We start from the raw sequence: 20,025 nt of genomic DNA, 5'->3' as shown, positions 1-20,025 counted from the left end.
AGCTCGCTTCATGGGCGCTAACACCGGAATTAAGCCGACCCGCGAAGCGGGTTCGGCTTGAATGAATTGTTAGGCCAATGCTCGCAGTCTTGAAACCGCAAAGCGATCAGCCACGTAAGCGCCCCAGAGCAAGCCGACAACAAGAGTAAGCAAAGCTAGCGACAGGTACAGCGGAAGCACAAGACCCTCTGGAGAAAGGCTGTCTCCTGGCTGGGCTCCTTCGAACAAGATGAAGTACAGGCTCGCGATCGGAGGGAGGGACAGAACAATTGCCGCCATTGCCATGATGATCGTGGCCAAACGAGTCAAGTAAAGAAAGAGTCTCTTCATTGGCCTAACACCAGAATTAAGCCGACCCGCGAAGCGGGTTCGGCTTGAATGAATTGTTAGGGCGCATACCGAGGAGCGTCCAAGATATGGTCTGCGTAGAGTCGCTCAAGCTCGTACATGCGGTCCTCTACTGGCCCAAACATCAAGTCTGACTTGCTGATGCCGAAGGAGGGGCGATATGAGTCTGCCAAAGTGCCAGCATTGGCCCGGTTGAGCCACTCCCGAACGTTACGAAGCGCAATCTCGGCGTTGAAGTAGCGTGAGTCGCCTGTGCTTACGGCAACCTCCAGCTCCTGTACGACCTCAGTCGCCAATGCTCTAAACCGCTCGATTGCGATGTCCTGTCTCATGCGCCCTAACACCGGAATTAAGCCGACCCGCGAAGCGGGTTCGGCTTGAATGAATTGTTAGGCTGCAGCGCGATGTAACGTTGCAACCAGCTCGCCAGCAGATTGCCTCGTGAGTGGGCGGGTGATCAAGGGGTTGGCTAGCTCCCAGATTGCCTCAGCGACCGGCGAGGGCTGGGGAAAGCCGATGTCCTCACGGCACTCAATAGCATTGGCCCAGGCCTCTACGTCAGCATCTGAAATATCACCCGCTAGGAACCGACCGAGAATGGCCGAGATGTGCCCCGACTCCAAGGTGACCAACTCCTCCTCCGAGTCCCAGGAAAAGGCCGATAGATCATGGGTCACGTCAGCGAGAGGGCGGCTGAAGTGAAGAAGGTCTTCTAGGTGGGATGTGCGCGTCTCTGTCACTGCGGCCTAACGCCCGAATTAAGCCGACCCGCGAAGCGGGTTCGGCTTGAATGAATTGTTAGGGCCCATCAGCTGACACTCCAGTCCAGCTGTAAGTATGCCCTCTGGGTGGGCGAGGTAATCCACATCTCTAGGTCCTCGAACCAGCCGTTGCGCTCAGTTATTTGAGTATGAATAGAGCAGTCAGGGAACGTCTCCCGTATGAGGTTGAAGAGAGACTCAACAACGGGAATAGCATCCCTTGGGTTTTGCCTGGCGGTGTCTCCGAAGGTGCAAGCGAAATACTCCAGGAGCCGATCGTCCGGCTCCGGCTTGTCGGAATCCGGGAGGCGATCAACTGAGTCGCCAAAATATGTGCGGGACAATTGCAGCCCGCCATAAGGGAATGTCATTCGAGAGACGGAAGACAATCCCTCGATGAATCCCTGTAGACGCGGTGGAAGTCTTTCCATGGGCCCTAACACCAGAATTAAGCCGACCCGCGAAGCGGGTTCGGCTTGAATGAATTGTTAGGCGGCAAGCATGCCATAGCGAATCCACCGCACAAGTGCTAGAGCCCACAGAAGCAGAAGGGGCGACGACGCCAGCAGACCAAGAACGCTCTCTCCCAGTCTCCGGCTCTCGAAGAGGTTGCGAACTCCAAGTCTGGCTCCGATCGCGGGCCCAACGAAGGTGAGGGGAACAATAGTGCTTGCTAGCAAGTCGCTGGCTGTGCTGCCGGGAATCAGGTCACCTCGAAGCACGGCGTCTTGCGCAAGCAGTGAGGCAATCGCTGCTGTGTAACCAAGAGCAACGAAGAAGATCGGCGATGAGAAGAGCCTCCGTAGGATATGGGGAAGGTTCATTGCCGCCTAACACCTTGAGTTAAGCCGACCCGCGAAGCGGGTTCGGCTTGAACGAATAGTTATGCGCCAAGGTAAGCCCGAAGCCTGCGGCCTGCAACGGGCCCGCAGCATCCGGGAGCAGGAAATCACTCGCCGCCAGCCCGTAGCAGGGTGGGGCCCGTCAAGACCGAAGCCGAGAGCGACGCCGGTCCGCAAGCCGGGAGATCGTCCGGAGGCCGCGCGACGCGAGAACGATGCGTCCGAAGCCGATTGAAGCGAAGCCAGAAGAACAAGCCCGGCTGTCTTGTATCAACAATCGATCAGCACCGAAGCCGCGGCCACCGCGTGACCGACTGGCAACCGAAGCCGACAACGACCAAAGCCCCACCCACGTATAACACCTAGTAGACCCCATTCCGGGGTAATAGCGCCGAGTATTCAGCCAAGCGGAATGGTCGTCAACGAGGGCTGGGGTTTGCCGGACAAGCGCTTCGCCGCCTTTGCAGCGAGAACCGCATCCCTGAGGCACCCGTGTTATCAGGCAGAAGCGAGGAGGTTCGGGATTATCAGGGCCTCCATCTGGTGATAGCAGGCTGGATGAATGCATGAGGCGACCGGCGGGGGACGGTGTAGATCGCGTGCTGACTGTCATCCGTGCGTTCCACGTGTCGATTCATGGTCACCATTCGCATGAGTCGATTCAGTTATCGGGCGAGGGCGGTGCATCCGGTACGTGGTGGGCGGCGAGGAAGGCGCGCAGGGAGGCGGGCTTCACGGGTTTGGTCAGCAGGCGGTAGCCGCGTTCGCGGGCTTCGCGCTTGAGTTCGTCGCGGCCGTCGGCGGTGAGCAGGGCGCCGGCGATGGGGCCGGGGCTGGCGGCGCGCAGGGCGTCGAGGGTGGCTAGGCCGTCGAGGCGGTCGTGCAGGTGGTAGTCCACCAGCATCACGGTCGGGCCTTCGGCGATCTTCTGCAAGGCTTCGTCGACGGTCGTTGCGGTGATGACCTCTGCCTGCCAGCGGCCGAGCAGGGCCTGCATGCCGTCGATGATCTCGCGGTCGTTGTCGACGCAGAGCACGCGCAGTCCGGCGAGCGAATCGCTGCCCAAGGCAGCGCGTCGTGTGCTGCGACGTTCGACGACGTGCGCGCCGCGGGGGACGATGATCGAGAACATGCTGCCGCGATCCACGGTGCTGCGCGCGTCCAGTTCGTGCTGCAGCAGGCGTGAGATGCGCTGGCAGATCGACAGGCCCAGTCCCAGTCCGCGCTCACCCCAGTCGAAGGGTTGCTGGTAGCGGTGGAACTCGTCGTAGATCTGCCGCATGTGGTTCTCGGGGATGCCGGGTCCCGTGTCCCACACCTGCAACGCGATGCGGTCGCCACGAGCGCGCATGCCGATAACGATGCGGCCAGCACGGGTATAGCGCAGGGCGTTGGCGAGGAAATTCTGCAGCACGCGGCGCAACAGGCGTCGGTCGCTGCGCACGGGAATCGCGCGCGCGTGGACGCGGAGCGCCAGTCCGCGCCCGGCGGCGACCGGGGCGTACTGCGCCGCGAGTTCACGCAGCAGTTCGCCGGCGTCGAAATCGGTGATCTGCGTGTGCAGGCCGCCGGCATCGAGGCGGGAGACATCCAGCAGGCCATCCAGCAGTTCCTCGGCGGCGCGCAGCGATGCATCCACGCGCTCGGCCAGGTGCTGCCGCTCCTGTGCCTGCGCGTCGCTGCCCTGTTCGCTGTCGCGCAGGGCGCTGACGAACAGGCGCGCGGCGTTCAGCGGTTGCAGCACGTCGTGGCTGATCGCGGCCAGGAAGCGCGTGCGGGATTGCTGAGCATGTTCGGCCGCCTCGCTACGCTCGGCGACACGCTGCTCGAGGGTTTCGTTGGTCTCCAGCAGCAGCGCTTCGGCATGCTTGAAGTCGGTGATGTCGTTGTAGCTGGTCACGTAGCCGCCACCCGGCAGCGGCTGGCCGCGCATCTCGATGACCTGGCCATCGGCGCGCACGCGCTCGAAGATGTGCGGGGAACCGGCGCGCATGTAGCGGATGCGCTTGTTGATCTGCGCGTCGATATCGCCATCGCCCAGCTCGCCGCGCTCGGCGTTGTAGCGGATCAGGTCGGCGACGGGACGGCCAACGTAGAGCATGCCATCGGGGTAGCCAAACATCTGCTGGTAGCGGCGGTTCCAGGCCACCAGCCGCATGTCGGGGTCGACGACGCTCACGCCTGCGCTGATGTTCTCCAGCGTGGTCGACAGGATTTCACGGTTGAAGCGCAGTTCCTGTCCGGCCTGGTCGAGGACCGCCACCACTTCGCCCAGTTCCATGCCCGATCCGCGCAGCACGCTGGTCAGCACGATGCGCGCCGACGCCGCGCCGATGGCGGCCGCGAGCAGGCGTTCGGTGAACTGCACCCAGGCACGGTCCGCGGGGGCGTTGGGTTGCAGGTCGCGATCGAGCAGGTGCGCCTGTTCCGCGAACGCACGGCGCGCATGGCGTTCGCCGACGACGCGCTCGGCCAGTGTGCGCAGGTCGCCGATGCGCACGCTGCCCGGCCACTCGCCGGCCACCAGGGCGGGGCGTTGCGCGTAGGGGTCGAGGAAGGGCGCGGCGCGCAGGCGCTCGTCCACCCCGGGGCGCGAGCGCGCGGAGACGATCATCATCGCGCCGGTGTTGACCAGCAGCGACCAGAACGTCCCGTGCGTCAGCGTGTCCCAGCCGCTCAGGCCGAACAGTTGTTGCGGGCGCAGCCAGCGGATGCCGAACGGACCGTCGTGCAGCCAGAGCACATCGAACCAACCGGCTTGCGTCATCGTCGGCAGCAGCAGGGTGTAGATCCACGTGGCGAAGCCGAGCACCATGCCGACTTCCACGCCGCGGCGGCTGGCACCGCGCCAGTACAGCCCGCCGATCAGGCCCGGCGCGAACTGCGCGACGGCGGCGAAGGCCATCAGGCCATACGACGCCAGCGTGCTGTCGTTGCTGCTGCTGCGGTAGTACGAATACGCCGTCAGCGCGAGCAGCAGGATCGTCACGCGGCGGATCCACAGCACGCGCGAGGCGACGTCGGCTTCGGCATGGTGGTCCGCCCAGCCGCGCCGCAGCAGCACGGGCATGATCAGGTCGTTGCTGACCATCGTCGCGAGCGCGATGCTCGCCACGATCACCATGCCCGTGGCCGCCGAGAAGCCGCCCACGTACGCGATGATCGCCAGCGCGGTGCGGCCTTCCGCCAGCGGCAGCGCCAGCACGTAGCTGTCGTCGGCCACGCTGGTGCCGCCGAAAAGCGAGGCTCCGGCGGCCGCCACCGGAATGACCATCAGCGAGAACAGCACCAGGTAGGCACCGAACAGCCAGCGGGCCTTGCGGATGTCGCCCACGTCGCTGCATTCCACCACCGCCACGTGGAACTGGCGCGGCAGGCAGACGATGGCGAGGAAGCCGAGCAGCGTCTGCGCGATGAAGCCCACCGGCGGCGCATTCTCGAACAGCGTGCGTGCCGAATTGGTGACACGGAAGGCGTTGTCGTCCAGCCACAGATAGGCGAACACGCCGACGGAGATCATCGCCACCAGCTTGACCACCGATTCCAGCGAGATCGCCAGCATCATGCCGTGGTGATGTTCGGTGGCATCGACCTGGCGCGTGCCGAACAGGGCGGCGAACAGCGCCATCAACAGTGCGACGTACAGCGCGGGGTCGGTGAAGAAGCCATGCGCACTGTCGCCGCCTTCGCCGCTCAGCACGCTCAGGCTCATCGCGACGGCCTTGTACTGCAGCGCGAGGTAAGGCACCACGCCGATCAGCGCGATCACCGTGACCAGCGCGGCCAGCCGGCGCGAGCGGCCGTAGCGGGAGGAAATGAAGTCCGCGATGGAGACCGTGTTCTCGCTGCGCGCGATCAACGCCAGCCGCTCGATGATGCGCCAGCCGAACAGCAGCAGCAGGATCGGGCCCAGGTAGATCGGCAGGTAGCCCAGACCATTGCGCACCGCGCTGCCGACCGCGCCGTAGAAGGTCCATGACGAGCAGTAGACCGCCAGCGCCAGGCTGTAGACCACCGGGCGCAGCCACGGGCGGTCCGGGTACATCGGGCGGCGGTCGCCCCACCACGCCACGCCGAACAGCAGCGCGGCATAGCCGATCGACACCAACAGCAGGATCCAGCTGGAAACCAACGCCCTCTCCCGGCGCTCAACCCGCCGCCGAGTGTACCGGCTGCCGGGTGGCGCGGCGGCGGATCAGGATGCTGTCGGCGACAGCAGTTCGCGCACGGCGGTCTCGGCCTGCCCGCGCAGTTCGGGGATGGCGATGCTTTCCCAGACGCAGCCGATACGCAGGCTGCCGAGGATGAAGATGCGCGGCTGCACGTGGCCGTCGGCGTCCACCATGCGGCCGTCGCGCGCCGCTTTCAGCCCGATGCCGTGCGGCCCCGGCTGCGCATGGCCCTTGCCGAGCAGGTCGTGCAGCAGGGGATTGCGCATGGTCTGGGCGCGCATCTCCACGCCGGTGGCGTTGACGACGTAGTCGACATCGAATTCGTCGGTGCGGCCGTCGCGGGTGTGCGTGGTCACGCGCAGCCGGCGGCCTTCGTTCATCACCGTGTCCAACCGTCCGCGGTGGAGACGCAGCTGGCCGCGGTCGAGCAGCGCCTGCAGCATGGCGTGCACCTCCGGCGCGATGCGATGGCGGTGCACGTCCCACTGGCGCACCACATGGCGCAGGAAACGCCGCTGGTCGTCCGTGGACATCGATTGCCACAGCGCCTGGCCATGGGGGCGGATGCGCTCCATCACGGCCTGCCAGGGCAGGCCATCGGCGACAGCCTGTCGCGCGGCCTGGCGCAGGAAGCGCAGGCGACCACGCAGGTCGAGGGCCTGCAGCGGGGCGGGGTCGAACGTCGCCGCGCCGCCATGGCAGTGCGGCAGCGGCAGCAGCGCATGCCGGGACAGCACGTGGACCGGTCCCGCGTGGCCGTTGTCGGCCAGGCTCAGCACGGTGTCCACCATGCTCAGGCCGGAACCGATGATGCAGACCTCGGCATCGGTCGGAAGGGCCTTCACCGCGTCGAAGTCCCACGCCGCCAGCGAGCGGCCTTCCGGCAGCTGCGGTGCACCGCGCGCCGGCAGCGGCTTGGGCGTGTTGCCGACCGCCATCACCACGCCGCGGGCCAGCAGGGCGCCATGTGCCGCCAGATGCAGCGTCGCGCCGTCGGCGCGTGCGTCGAGCTCGGACACGATGTCCCGCACGATCTGCAGCGACGCCGGACTGGCGGCGATCATCTCGTGCAGGCGCGTGCGCAGGTAGTCGCCGTAGCGGCGCCGTTCGATGAACGCGTGCGCCAGGTCATGGCGACCGGGGCCGCCGGCAGGCGTGGTGGCTACGACATGGTCGAGGAAATCCTCGGGGCGGTCGTCGAAGGCACTCATGCGCGCCGCAGGTACGTTGAGGACATGCTCGCCATGCGTCGTCGCATAGGCCACGCCCTGCGCCAGCACGTCGCGCGGTTCGATCATCACGATGCGCAGCGGCGTGGTCGCCTGCCGCAGCGCCTGCATCGCCGCCAGCACCCCACCCGCGCCACCGCCGATGATGGCCAGGTCGCAGGGCGGCAGGGGAAGGTTCGTCTCGGATGTCATGCCGTCATTGTAGGCGAACGGTCGATGACGTCCGCGCGCCGCTACATCAGCGAGTCCGCCAGCCGCGCGATGCCTTCTCGACTGCGCTGCCAACCGGGACGACGGCGCCAGGCATCGCGGTCGACCGCGTCCGCCTGCGCCAGGTACTCGGCCTCGATCGCGCGGATGCGCGCGACCACGCCTGCGTCATAGCAGACCAGGCCGATCTCCGCGTTGAGCGCGAACGAACGGATATCGAGGTTGATCGAGCCGACCAGCGCGATGTCGTCGTCCACCGTCAGGTGCTTGGCATGCAGGAAGTGCGGGCGATACAGCGCGATCTTTACTCCGCAGGCGAGCAGCTCGTCGTAGTAAGACTGCTGCGCCCACGCGGTCAGCGTCTGGTTGTTGGTGGCCGACAAGACCAGCTGTACGTCCACGCCGGACAGCGCCGCGATGCGCAGGGCGCTGAGGGTCGCGTCGTCGGGAACGAAGTACGGCGTGGTCAGGACCACCTGCCGACGCGCGAGGTGGATCAACGCGTTGACGGTGTCGCGCGCATTCTCGAACGGGTACGCCGGGCCGCTGGGCAGCAGCTGCGTCGATACGTCCTCGGACTGCACCGACAGGTCGGGCTGGACGGCCAGGCGCTCGCCCGTCTCGATGTACCAGTCGCTGGCGAACACCCCTTCCAGGTGCGACACCACGGGCCCCTGCACGCGCGCCACCAGTTCGCGGTTCGGGTGTCCGGCGACGAACACGGCATCGGCAAGGTTCTGCGAACCCACGTAGCCGATGCCGTTGTCGATCACCGCCACCTTGCGATGGTTGCGCAGGTCCATGCGGCCACTGCGGCGCCATTGCAGGCCGCCGGGCAGCATGGCGTGCACCTGCACGCCGGCCGTGCGCAGGCGCGCGGCGTAGACACGCAGGCCGCGCTTGGCACCGACGGCATCGAGCAACAGGCGACAGGTCACGCCACGCCCGGCGGCGCGGCACAGCGCATCGGTCACCGCTTCGCCCACTGCGTCGTCGAACATCAGGTAGTACAGCAGGTGCACCTGCTGCGTGGCGGAATCGATGTCGTCCAGCAGGGCGCGCAGCGAAGCGTCGTAGTCGTCGAGCAGCGCGACCGCATTGCCGTGCGTGGGCATGAACGCGCCCTGGCGTTCGATCAGGGGCGCCATTTCGGCGGCGGCGCCTTCGCGCGGAGTCCAGCGCAGGGCGCTGAGGGGGCGCTGTTCTTCGCGGATCACGTCCGATGCGCGCGCCTGCCGCTCGATGCGTTCCCGCGAAAGCCACGGGTGGCCGAGCAGCAGGTACAGCGGCAGGCCGAGCAGCGGCACGAAGCCGACCAGCAGCAGCCAGCTGCGCGCGGCGGCCGGGGTGGTGCGGCTGGGAATCCACCACAGCGCCGCCAGGCGGATCAGCCAGTCGAGGATCAGCAGCGCGGTGCCGTAGGACCAGTCCATGGGGGGCGGGTGTCCGTGGAGGGGATGCCTGATTCTGGGCAGGCAGACGGCTAAAAGAAAACCCGCCACGGAATCCTTCTCCCCGCATGCGGGGAGAAGGTGCCCGAAGGACGGATGAGGGGCAGCTTTTGGCTCGCCGAAGCCGGAAAACAGAAAACCCCGCCGAGGCGGGGTTTTCTGAGAGGCGCTGGATCCCCGCTTTCGCGGGGATGACCTGGCGGCAAAGGCGTTCGCGTCGCGAACGCGCCACAGGTCACTTGATCTTGCCTTCCTTGTAGATCACGTGCTTGCGCACGACCGGGTCGTACTTCTTGATTTCCATCTTGCCCGGGGTGTTCTTCTTGTTCTTGTCCGTCGTGTAGAAGTGGCCGGTGTTGGCCGAGGAGATCAGACGGATCTTGTCGCGCTTGGATGCCATGTGTAGTTACTCCTCAGACCTTTTCGCCGCGGGCACGCAGCTCGGCCAGAACGGAATCGATGCCGTTCTTGTCGATGGTGCGCAGCGCGTGCGCGGAAACTTTCAGCTTGACCCAGCGGTTCTCGCTGGCGACCCAGAAACGGCGCTCGTGCAGGTTGGGCAGGAAACGACGACGAGTCTTGTTGTTGGCGTGGCTGACGTTGTTACCCGTCATCACACGCTTGCCGGTCACTTGGCATACGCGGGACATACGCACCTCGATAAGTAATTGTGTCGCCCATAGCCCGGGAGACGGCGGCCCGGCGGACGGCCTGCAGGGCAGGACGGACACCACGCGATACGGCATGAAAACCGCTGCTGACCCAAGCCGGAATCGCGTTTCCGGCCGCAGATCCGGACATGCCGGACGCAGCGAGCCGCGCATTATGCGTGGGTTCTCCTTTGCGCGCAAGCACTTACGGCGGTCCGCCGGCTGGCGTAGCCGGCCTGCCGACCCCAACCAGGGGTTATGGACCCCGCGCGGTTTTCGATTGGCCGCCCCTGGCGCCCTTGGCTACGGTGTCGGGGCCGGAAGCCGCCGGTGTCCAGGAGCAATGAGCATGTCCGAGTCCGCCAGCTGGGGACCCCCTTACCTGCTCTACCTGGGTAACGCACAGGACGATCTGGCCGCCAAGACCGCCCGTGGCCTGGCCTACTGGCGACCGGCCTGGTGCGTGGGCCAGGTCCGCGGACCGCGCTGCAAGACCAGCGTCGGGCTGCCTGACCTGGATGTCGGGCAGGCGCGGGCCGCCGGCGCCCGGACGCTGTTGGTCGGCGTGGCCAATGCCGGCGGCGTGATGGATGGCGATACCGTGGAGGCCGTGCTGGCCGCGATGGAGGCGGGACTTCATGTGGCCTCGGGCCTGCACCAGCGCCTGGCCGACGAACCGCGCATCCGGGAGGCGGCCGACAGATTGGGACGCGTGCTGTTCGATGCCCGTCGCCCGCCGGCACTCGAGGTGGGCAAGGCCGTGCTGCGTGCCGGGAAGCGCCTGCTCACCGTCGGCACCGACTGCTCGGTGGGCAAGATGTACACCACGCTGGCGATCGAACGCGAACTCCGGTTGCGCAACATCGCGGCGGACTTCCGCGCCACCGGGCAGACCGGCATCTTCATTGCCGGCGGGCATGGCGTGCCGATCGACGCGGTCGTCGCCGACTTCATTTCCGGCGGCGCGGAATGGGTCTCCCCCGCACGCGACGATGGTGGCTGGGATCTCATCGAAGGGCAGGGTTCGCTCTTCCACCCGTCGTTCGCTGGTGTTTCGCTGGGCTTGCTGCATGGCGCGCAGCCGCATGCGCTGGTGCTCTGCCACGAGCCCACGCGCCAGCACATGCGCGGCCTGCCCCACTACGCGCTGCCTGCGCTGGAGGAGTGCCTCGCCGCGAACCTGCAAGCGGCGCGCCTGACCTCGCCGGGCGTGCAGGTGGCGGGTATCGCGGTGGACACGTCGCGGCTGTCGCGCGAACACGCGGCCAGCCTGTGTTCCCACGTCGAGAAGCGCTTCGGCCTGCCATGCCAGGACCCTGTCGCCGACGGCGTGGCGCGCATCGCGGACCGGTTGCTGGAGCTCTATCCGCCCGCCTGATCGCCGGGGAGGCGGGTCGGGGCTACGTATGATGGGAGCCACCGGGAAGGGGACTGCATGCGCCTGCGCCATATCGAACTGTTCCAGGCGCTGCTGCAGGCGGGCACCCTGACCGGCGCCGCGCGCCTGCTGCACATCTCGCAGCCGGCGGCCAGCAAGTTGCTACAGCACGCCGAGACGGGATTGGGCTTCGCGTTGTTCGAACGCGTGAACGGACGCCTGGTGCTGACGCCGCAGGGCCGGATGATGCGCGAGCACATCGAGCGTGTCGGCGACGAACTGGCCGATCTCGACCGCCTGGCCCGCAATGTGGTCGCGCCGGGCGGTACGGCGTTGCGGGTGGTGGCCACGCCGACGCTGGCCGGGGCGCTGCTGCCGTCTGCGCTGCGCGCATTGTCGGCGCGCTATGCCGATGCCCAGGTGCAACTGCTGACGCAGCACACGCGGGAGATCGTCGATGCACTGCGGTTGCGCGATGCGGACATCGGCCTGACGTTGCAGGCGGTGCATGTTCCCGGCATCCGCCAGCTCGTATTGGGCGAAAGCCGCGCGCACGCGATCGCACCGCCCGGCTACTGGAGTGATGACGCCATGCGCGAACCACTGCCGCGGTCTGCCCTGGCCGGCCAGGTGATGGTCGGCCTGGACGTGAGGGACGCCCTGGGGCGTGCCGTACGCCAGCACCTGCAGGATCTCGCACCGCCGCCGCGCATGCGCATCCGCGTGCAGACGTACCCGCTGGCGCGCGCGCTGGTCGCCGATGGGCATGGCGTGGCCGTGGTGGACGCCTTCACCGCGCGAACGGCGGGGCCCGCCGTGCAGGTCCGCCCGCTCGATCCGCCGCTGGCGGTAACGCTGCACGCGCTGCTGCGCGACGGCGAGCCGCCGATGCCGGTGCAGCGGCACTTCATCGACAGCGTGAAGCGGCTGGCGCGCGATTACGGGTGAGCGGCGAGCGCCTGCTTGCGTTCGCGCGTCCAGGCACGGATCTGCTCCTCCAGCACCGGCAGCGTCACCGATCCCTGCTTCAGCACGGCGTCGTGGAAGGCCTTGATGTCGAACGCCGGTCCCAGCGCCTGCTCGGCTTCGCCGCGCAGGCGGACGATGGTGATCTCGCCCAGCTTGTAGCTCAGCGCCTGCGCGGGCCAGGAGATGTAGCGGTCGACCTCGGTGGTGACTTCGTGCTCGGACAGGGCGGTGTGGTCGCGGAGGTAGGCCAGGGCCTGCTCACGCGTCCAGCCCTTGTGGTGCACGCCGGTGTCGATGACCAGACGCGCCGCGCGCCACATCTCGTAGGTCAGGCGCCCGAAATCCTCGTACGGCGTTTCGTAGATGCCCATCTCCTTGCCCAGCTTCTCGGTGTACAGCGCCCAGCCTTCGCCGTAGGCGGAGATGTAGTTGTCGCGGCGGAAGGCGGGCTGCTCGCCCTGTTCCTGCGCCAGCGCCGCCTGCAGCGAGTGGCCGGGCGAGGATTCGTGCAGCGTGAGCGCCGGCAGGTTGTAGAGCGGGCGCGAGGGCAGGTCGTAGGTGTTGAGCCAGTAGGTACCCAGGCCGCCGCGGCCGGCGGTCCAGAACGGCGCGATGTCGGCCGGCACCTCGACGATGGTGAAGCGCCCGCGCGGCAGCGTGCCGATGAACTTGCCGACTTCACCGTCCACGCGCTTGGAAATCCACGCCGCGCGGTCTAGCAGCTGCTGCGGCGTCTTCGCGTAGAACTGCGGATCGGTGCGCAGGAAGGTCAGGAATTCGGCGAACGTTCCCTTGAAGCCGGTCTGCCTGATCACCGCCTGCATCTCGGCCTGGATGCGCGCGACTTCCTCCAGGCCGATCGCGTGGATCTGTTCGGCGGTCAGGTCCAGCGTGGTGTATTCGCGGATCTGCTGCGCGTAGAAATCCTTGCCGCCCGGCATCGCTTCCGCCGCCAGCGTGGTGCGCGCTTTCGGGACGTATTCGGTACGGAAGAACGTCAGCAGCGTGCCGAACGCGGGCACGACCTGTTCGCTGATCGCCGCGCGCGCTTCCTTGCGCAACGCTTCCTGCTCGGCCGCGGGAATGCTGGCTGGCATCTTCCTGTAGGGCGCGTAGAAGGTGGACTGTTCGGGGTCGCGTTGTTCGGCGACCGCGGCAATCGACACGTCGCGCCCCTCCAGCACCGCGCGCGGCACGGTGAAGCCGCGCTTCAGTCCGCTGCGCATGTTGGCGATGTGCTGGTCGAAATGGCGCGGCACATCGCGCAGCCGCGCGGCGTAGGCGCGGTAGTCGTCGGCGGACTTCATCTGCCGGCGCGCCATGAAGGACAGGTTCGACCAGAACGACGAGTCGGAATTGAACGGCATCTCGTACGCCCGCAGCCGCACCTCCGCCGCCAGGTTCTCCACCTGCGGGCGGTAGATCGCGAGGTTGATGCGGTTGTCGGCGGACAGCGCCCCCGCGTCGAGACCGTCCAGGTCCTTCAGCACCTGCTCCCACACCTTCAGGCGTGCCTGCTGCGTCGGGGCGTCGACATCCGGCAGGCGACGCTTGTCGCCACTGGTGTCGGTGTCTTCGTCGGCCTGGCCGGTCTGTTCCTGGCGCCATGCCCACTCCTTCTCGTAGATCGCCTGGAAGCGCTTGTCGGCGTCGGAGGGAGCGAAGGCGAGCGCGTGCAGGGGCATGCAGGCGAGCAGCAGGGCGGCGGTACGGAATTTCAAGGCGGACATCCGGTGGAAGCGGAAACCGGATGGTAATGCAGGGGCCATCTGCTCGTCCGGAGCGCATGGCCTGCGGTTGTGGGAGCGACGTAAGTCGCGAGCTTCTTGCTTGTCGGTGAATCAGGCTCAGCGCTATCGCGACTTACGTCGCTCCCACATCCCACCTTCCCACAACAGCCTGAGCCTCAACCCTTCGGGCGCAGCCGCTCCAGCACGCCGTCCAGCGTGTCCAGGTCGGTGTACTGGATGATCAGCTTGCCCTTGCCGCCGCGACCGTGCGCGATGGTCACGCGCGTGCCGAGGCTTTCGGACAGTTCGGTTTCCAGCGAGGCGATGTCCGGCTGCGGCGCGGCCTTGGCGGGCTTGGCCTTCTTGCCGCTCACCGGCACCTTGCCGGCGGCGAACTGCTGCGCGCGGTGCTCGACTTCGCGCACCGACCAGCCCTGTTCGGCCGCGTCGGACGCCAGCTTGCTGGCCAGGTCCGGCGACAGCGTCAGCAGGGCGCGTGCGTGGCCCATTTCCAGGCGACGGGCTTCGAGCAGGGCGCGGATGGCCGGGGGCAGTTCCAGCAGGCGCAGCAGGTTGGAGACCGCGGCGCGCGAACGGCCGACGGCTTCGGCGGCCTCGGCGTGGGTCAGCGAGAATTCGTTGATCAGGCGCTGCAGCGATTGCGCCTCTTCCAGCGGATTGAGGTCTTCGCGCTGGATGTTCTCGATCAGCGCCATCGCGATGACGGTGCGGTCGTCGAGCTCGCGCACGACCACCGGCACTTCCGCCAGCCCGGCTTCCTGCGAGGCGCGCCAACGGCGTTCGCCGGCGACGATCTCGAACTTGCCCGCCGAAATCTCGCGCACGACGATCGGCTGGATGACGCCCTGCGCCTTGATCGACTCCGCCAGCTCGGTGAGCTTGGAAGCGTCCATCTGCATGCGCGGCTGGTACTTGCCCGGCTGCAGCTGCTGCACCGGCAGCGTGCGCAGCGCTTCGCCCGGCTGCGCTTCCGGCGGGGGCGTCTCGGCGGCCTTCGGGCCGAGCAGGGCTTCCAGTCCGCGACCCAGGCCGCGCTTCTTCGGGGCGCTCATCACGCGTGCTCCATGTGCTGCTGTTGCTTCTTGCGGTCGGCCGCGCGGCGGAGGATCTCGCCGGCCAGGCCCAGGTAAGCCACGCCACCGCGCGAGGCGCGGTCGTAGCCGACGATGCTCTGTCCGTGGCTGGGGGCCTCGGCCACGCGCACGTTGCGCGGCACGATGGTGCGGAACACCTTGTCGCCGAAATGGGTGGTCAGTTCGCCGGACACGGCATTGGCCAGGTTGTTGCGGATGTCGAACATCGTGCGCAGCACGCCTTCGATCTCCAGGCCCGGGTTCAGGCGCGCGCGCAGCGCCTCGATGGTTTCCATCAGCGCGGACAGGCCTTCCAGCGCGTAGTACTCGCACTGCATCGGCACCAGCACGGAGTCGGCGGCGGTCAGCGCATTGAGCGTCAGAAGCGACAGCGCGGGCGGGCAGTCGATGATGATGAAGTCGTAGTCGCCGCGGATGGGGTGCAGCGCGCTCTTGAGGCGCTGCTCGCGGCCATCGGCATCCATCAGCTGGATTTCCGCCGCGGTCAGGTCGATGTTGCCCGGCATCAGGTCGAAGCCTTCGGCCGTGGTGACCACCGCTGCCTTGGCATCGACCTCGCCCAGCAGCACGTCGCAGGTGGATGCTTCCACCTCGCGCTTGTCCACCCCGCTGCCCATCGTCGCGTTGCCTTGCGCATCCAGATCGACCAGCAGCACCCGCTGCGGCGCGCGGGCGAGCGCGGCGGCGAGGTTCACGGCGGTGGTGGTCTTGCCGACTCCGCCTTTCTGGTTGGCGACGGCGATGATGCGGGCCATGCGAGGGCGCCTTGGTCAGGTCCGGGGTGAGGGGGGATTATGCGGGCTGGGGCGGGGCCGTGCGAAATCAGGAGTACGGGCAACACGGCGGCAGCCGGTCACCGTGTCCGAAGATCCCCACGGATCCCGAACCGGGCGCCAGTCTTTTCAACGGCTTAGGTCGCGCGGGCGCATGCCCGAGGCGCTCAGTCGCGACGCACGACCACCATGTGGCGCTCGCCGACCAGGCCGGGCACGGTCAATGGCTGGATCGTGTCCACCGACCAGCCGCCCGGCAGGGCGGCGATCTCGTCGTCCGGGCGCACGCCCTTCATCGCCAGCAGCGCGCCGCCGGGCTTCAGCAGGTGGCCACCGACGGCGATGATGCCGGCCAGCACGTCGAGCGCGCGCGCGGTAAGTGCGTCGTAGGCCTGCGGTTCGTCGAGCGCTTCGGCGCGCGATTCGGCCACGCGCGCGTTGTCGAGTTTCAGCGTGCGCACGGCTTCGCGCAGGAAGCGCGCCTTCTTGCCGTTGCTCTCCACCAGGGTCACCCGCAGACCGGGCTTGGCGATGGCCAGCGGGATGCCGGGCAGGCCGGGGCCGGTGCCCAGGTCGGCCAGCACGCCGCCGCGCGCGGCGAGATCGTCCACGAACGGATGCATCGCCAGCGAGTCCAGCAGGTGGCGGGTGACCATCTCGCGCGGGTCGCGGATGGCGGTGAGGTTGTAGGTCTTGTTCCAGCGATCGAGCAGGGCCAGGTAGGCCAGCAGGCGTGGCGCCAGCGTCTCGGCGTCGAGGCCCAGCGACACCAGGCCGCGGTGGAGGTCGTCGCGCAGTTCGGCGGGAAAGGCAGTGTCGTTCATCGCGGCATTATCGCAGGCCGCCATGCCGCACCGCGCGGATGCCAGGCCAGCGCGGCGCGGTAGCCGGGTGCGGGGGACCATTCGTGCAGGCGCCAGTCGTTGGCCTTGCCGAGCGCGGGATCGCACGCGGCCAGGCGCGCGCGCTCGTCGCCGAGGTCCACGTGGAAGCGATGCAGGCCGAAGGAAATCCCCTGGCCATGCGTCTTGAGCACGGCTTCCTTGACGCACCACAGTCGCACGAACGCGAGCAGGCGGACCTCATCGTCCTCGATGGCGTGCAGCCAGCGGGTTTCCTCGGGGTGGTAGAAGCGGTGCGCCAGCTCCATCGCGCGCGGGCGGGGGCGAAGGCGTTCAACGTCAACGCCCAGCTCGACGTCTTCGCCCAGTGCCAGCAACAGCGCGTCTCCACTGTGACTCCAGCCGGTCTCCAGGTGGTGCAGCGGCGCGATGAAGTGTGGCCGACCCTGTGCATCACGAGTGATCGGTAGCGCCTGCGGCGGCATGTCCAGCGCACGCGCGAGATGCGCGCGCGCAGCGGGCTCGCCGCGTTGCCGTGGCGTATGCGGCAGCAGCCACAGCGCGATCCCGTCGCGTCGCCAGTCCGCCGGCATGTCGCGCCAACTCACGTTAGCGACGCTGCGTCGTGGTGCGGCACAGCGTGCAAGCCTGGGGCGATGGCGCTATCAAGCACGGGCACGGAAGCTTCCCCCACGGAGTTAACGACGGTTTCACGCAGTGCGTTGGAAATTGAAGCGTGCCCCGCGCCAAGGGGTCCTGTCCATCGAGGGAGAAGCAACGCAATGAATTTTCTCATCTATCTGATCGTGGGTGGTATCGCCGGCTGGCTCGCCAGCATCGTCATGAAGCGCGACGGTTCCCAGGGCATCATCCTGAATGTCGTGGTCGGCATCATCGGCGGCTTCCTGGGCGGCTGGCTGCTGCCGACGCTGGGCCTGGGCCTGGGCGGCGGCTGGGTCGGCTTCCTGCTCACCGCCTTCATCGGTGCGGTGGTGCTGCTGCTGATCGTGAACCTGTTCACGCGAGGCCGCGCGAGGTAACGGTTCCGCTGCGGCCGCGTGCGCGTTCGAGACGCACCCAAGGCTCGTGGCACGAAGAAGGCCCGGCATCCGCCGGGCCTTCTTCATGTCTGTGGTTCATCCGCCCAGCCGCACCCACGCAGGCGCATGGTCGCTCGGTCGCTCCCAGGTACGCGGCTCGCGATCGATGCCGGATTCCACCGCATGCGCGCGCAGCGCGTCGGAGACCAGCGTCAGGTCAATGCGCAGGCCCAGGTTCCGGCGCAGACCGCCCATCCGGTAATCCCACCAGCTGTAGACGTTCGCTTCGTCGCTGCGCAGGCGGAAGGCATCGTGCAGGCCCAACGCATAGAGGCGCTGGAGTGCGGCGCGCTCTGCGGTCGAGGTCAGGATGTGGTCGTCGTTCCAGACCTTGGGGTCGAACACGTCGCGATCGTCCGGCGCGATGTTGAAGTCGCCCATCACCACCAGCTTCGGATGCGCCTGCCGTTCGGCGGCGATCCAGTCGTGCACCGCGTCCAGCCAGCGCAGCTTGTAGGCGTACTTGTCGGTGCCCACGTCCTGGCCGTTGACCACGTAGAGGTTGATGATGCGCACGTCGCCGACGGTCGCGGCGATCACGCGCTTCTGTTCGTCCTCGAACCCGGGAATGCCCACCTGCACGTCGCCGATCGGCTCGCGCGACAGCAGCGCTACGCCGTTGTAGGTCTTCTGTCCCGCGAACACGCTGCGATAGCCCGCCTCCGCCAGCGCGGTGTCGGGAAACTTGTGATCCTCCACCTTGGTTTCCTGCAGGCCCACGACATCCGGCGCGAACGCACCGAGCCATTGCGTGAGGTGCGGCAGGCGCACGTTGAGCGAATTGACATTCCAGCTGGCGATTTTCATGGCGGGATTCTAAGCGAGGAAGCGGGTCAGGCGTCCGTCGGGGCGTGGGCGGTCGTTGCGGCATGCCCCGCGCCTTCGCCATCGCGCATCAGGCGAGCGGCCATCCACGCGGCGAGCAACATCATCGTCATGCCGAACACGGCAATGGCGCGCATCGCGTCGGTGAAGGCGGTGCGTGCAGTGTCGGCGATGGCCTTTCCCGCCGTTCCGCCGACTTCGTGCGCGACGGTCACCGCGCCACCCAGCGTCGACAGCGCGCGTGTCGCGTCCGCATCGGCCAGCGTCGGTGGCAAGGCGGGGTCCAGCCACAGACGGTAGGCCAGCATGCCGAGGCTGCCCAGGATCGCGATGCCCAGCGCGCCGCTGAGTTCGGCACTCGTCTCCGCCAGCGCGGACGCGGCGCCCGCGCGTTCCGGCGGCGCGGTGGTGATGATGAGTTCATTGCCCACGGTGAACACCGGTGCCATGCCCAGGCTCATTGCCAGCATGCCGGCGATCAGGATCCACAGCCCATACGGCGGCATGACCAGTGCGGTGACGCCGAAGCCCACCGCGGCCAGCAGCAGCCCGCGCACCATCACCCGCCGTGCACCCCAGTGGCGCGCCAGCTTCGGTGCCAGCAGCGAGCCGACGGTGAAGCTCAGCGACCACGGCACGGTCGCGATGCCGGCCTGCAACGGCGTCAGGCCGAGCACCAGCTGCAGGTACTGGGTCATGAAGATGTACACGCCCATCATGGACAGGCCGGCCAGCGCGTACGCCACGATGGCGGCGGAGAAGGCCGGGCGCTGGAACAGCGTCACGTCGAGGAACGGGTAGGCCAGGTGCTTCTGCCGGCGCACGAACAGCACGCCCAGCGCGATGCCGGCCACGAACACGGTAATGCCACGCGGGTCGACGCCGTACTCGGCGATCCGCTTCAACCCGTAGACCACCGCCAGCACGGCGAACAGGGATTGCACCATGCTGGCCGGATCCAGCTTGCCCGCCTCGGGGTCGCGGTACTCGGGCAGCAGCTTCGGTCCCAGTACCAGCAGGAGCACCATTACCGGCACGGCGGCCAGGAACGCCGCGCCCCACCACCACCATTGCAGCAGCAGGCCGCCAACCAGCGGACCGATCGCGCCGCCGACCGAGAACGCCGCGATCCACACGCCGATGGCGAACTGGCGCTCGTGTTCGTCATGGAACATGTTGCGGATCAGCGACATCGTCGAGGGCGCCAATGTTGCGCCCGCCACGCCAAGCAACGCGCGCATCGCGATCAGCATCTCCGCGCTGCGCGAGAACGCGGCGATCACCGAGGCCGCCGCGAACGCCGCCGCGCCGATCAGCAGCAGCTTGCGACGGCCGATCCGGTCGCCCAGCGTGCCCATCGTGATCAGGAAGCCGGCGACCAGGAAGCCGTACACATCGACGATCCACAGCAACTGGCTGGCGCTGGGGTCCAGCTCGGCGCTGATGGCCGGCAGTGCGAGGTTCAGCACGGTCAGGTCCATCGCATAGACCATGCAGGGCAGGGCGATGATGGCCAACCCGATCCATTCGCGGCGGGTGGCTTTGGCGGGTACGGCGGTCGTCGACATGGCGGTCCGGCAGGGGGTGTCATCCCGTTCGACGAACGGGCATGCCGATTCTCGACCAGGGC

General features: G+C 67.4%; 15 protein-coding genes. 3 read left to right on the top strand and 12 right to left on the bottom strand.

The genetic code is table 11. The features are described from left to right. Positions 1-2,612: 2,612 nt before the first annotated feature. From ACSQ19_RS06385 to rpmB, 5 genes are all read right to left on the bottom strand, one after another. Entirely contained in the window at positions 2,613-6,083 is a 3,471-nt protein-coding gene (locus ACSQ19_RS06385; protein ID WP_296278877.1) for a hybrid sensor histidine kinase/response regulator, read from the bottom strand. A gap of 63 nt (positions 6,084-6,146) precedes the next feature. After that, a complete protein-coding gene (locus ACSQ19_RS06380) occupies positions 6,147-7,544 on the bottom strand; it encodes an FAD/NAD(P)-binding protein (protein ID WP_436000704.1) in 1,398 nt (465 codons plus the stop codon). 41 nt (positions 7,545-7,585) lie between these two features. Next, complete coding sequence (gene cls, locus ACSQ19_RS06375; protein WP_436000702.1) at positions 7,586-8,995, bottom strand: cardiolipin synthase; 1,410 nt, start codon at positions 8,993-8,995, stop codon at positions 7,586-7,588. Between the two features lie 253 nt (positions 8,996-9,248). Beyond that, positions 9,249-9,413 (bottom strand): 50S ribosomal protein L33, encoded by a 165-nt coding sequence (gene rpmG, locus ACSQ19_RS06370; protein ID WP_027070918.1) that lies wholly within the window; start codon positions 9,411-9,413, stop codon positions 9,249-9,251. Between the two features lie 13 nt (positions 9,414-9,426). Further along, positions 9,427-9,663, bottom strand: a complete 237-nt coding sequence (gene rpmB, locus ACSQ19_RS06365; protein WP_192273867.1) for a 50S ribosomal protein L28 — start codon at positions 9,661-9,663, stop codon at positions 9,427-9,429. 349 nt (positions 9,664-10,012) lie between these two features. Here rpmB and dgcN point away from each other — a divergent pair, with 349 nt between their 5' ends. Both dgcN and ACSQ19_RS06355 read left to right on the top strand, forming a co-directional pair. Continuing rightward, positions 10,013-11,041 carry an N-acetyltransferase DgcN gene (gene dgcN / locus ACSQ19_RS06360; RefSeq protein ID WP_436000699.1) on the top strand — a complete coding sequence of 343 codons (1,029 nt, stop codon included), beginning with the start codon at positions 10,013-10,015 and terminating at the stop codon, positions 11,039-11,041. 57 nt (positions 11,042-11,098) lie between these two features. Next, complete coding sequence (locus ACSQ19_RS06355) at positions 11,099-11,989, top strand: LysR family transcriptional regulator (RefSeq protein ID WP_436000697.1); 891 nt, start codon at positions 11,099-11,101, stop codon at positions 11,987-11,989. On the opposite strand, the gene ACSQ19_RS06350 is transcribed toward ACSQ19_RS06355, so the two are convergent. The 5 genes from ACSQ19_RS06350 to ACSQ19_RS06330 form a co-directional block, all read right to left on the bottom strand. After that, complete coding sequence (locus ACSQ19_RS06350) at positions 11,980-13,695, bottom strand: DUF885 domain-containing protein (RefSeq protein ID WP_436001119.1); 1,716 nt, start codon at positions 13,693-13,695, stop codon at positions 11,980-11,982. The two genes, ACSQ19_RS06355 and ACSQ19_RS06350, sit on opposite strands and share 10 nt — an antisense overlap. Before the next feature lie 221 nt (positions 13,696-13,916). Beyond that, positions 13,917-14,813 carry a ParB/RepB/Spo0J family partition protein gene (locus ACSQ19_RS06345; protein ID WP_299345464.1) on the bottom strand — a complete coding sequence of 299 codons (897 nt, stop codon included), beginning with the start codon at positions 14,811-14,813 and terminating at the stop codon, positions 13,917-13,919. Further along, complete coding sequence (locus ACSQ19_RS06340; RefSeq protein WP_436000694.1) at positions 14,813-15,610, bottom strand: ParA family protein; 798 nt, start codon at positions 15,608-15,610, stop codon at positions 14,813-14,815. Before ACSQ19_RS06340 ends, ACSQ19_RS06345 begins: the two co-directional genes overlap by 1 nt. Before the next feature lie 185 nt (positions 15,611-15,795). Beyond that, positions 15,796-16,452 (bottom strand): 16S rRNA (guanine(527)-N(7))-methyltransferase RsmG, encoded by a 657-nt coding sequence (gene rsmG, locus ACSQ19_RS06335; protein WP_436000692.1) that lies wholly within the window; start codon positions 16,450-16,452, stop codon positions 15,796-15,798. Then, entirely contained in the window at positions 16,449-17,063 is a 615-nt protein-coding gene (locus tag ACSQ19_RS06330; RefSeq protein WP_436001117.1) for a 4'-phosphopantetheinyl transferase family protein, read from the bottom strand. Before ACSQ19_RS06330 ends, rsmG begins: the two co-directional genes overlap by 4 nt. A gap of 189 nt (positions 17,064-17,252) precedes the next feature. Between ACSQ19_RS06330 and ACSQ19_RS06325 the strand changes: the two genes are divergently transcribed. After that, entirely contained in the window at positions 17,253-17,510 is a 258-nt protein-coding gene (locus ACSQ19_RS06325) for a GlsB/YeaQ/YmgE family stress response membrane protein (RefSeq protein WP_055939203.1), read from the top strand. A gap of 96 nt (positions 17,511-17,606) precedes the next feature. On the opposite strand, the gene xth is transcribed toward ACSQ19_RS06325, so the two are convergent. Both xth and ACSQ19_RS06315 read right to left on the bottom strand, forming a co-directional pair. Continuing rightward, the gene (gene xth, locus ACSQ19_RS06320; protein WP_436000690.1) at positions 17,607-18,377 is read right to left on the bottom strand and encodes an exodeoxyribonuclease III; all 771 of its coding nucleotides are present in this window, start codon (positions 18,375-18,377) and stop codon (positions 17,607-17,609) included. A gap of 26 nt (positions 18,378-18,403) precedes the next feature. Beyond that, on the bottom strand, positions 18,404-19,963 hold the full coding sequence (locus ACSQ19_RS06315; protein WP_436000688.1) for an MFS transporter: 1,560 nt from the start codon (positions 19,961-19,963) through the stop codon (positions 18,404-18,406). Positions 19,964-20,025 lie beyond the last annotated feature (62 nt).

Origin of the sequence: Pseudoxanthomonas sp. LjRoot127 (assembly GCF_964253495.1) — a bacterium.
In the GTDB taxonomy this organism is placed as follows: Bacteria; Pseudomonadota; Gammaproteobacteria; order Xanthomonadales; family Xanthomonadaceae; genus Pseudoxanthomonas_A.
The sequence above is the reverse complement of the archived record's forward strand: the minus strand, read 5'-3'. Positions and strand labels throughout refer to the sequence as shown.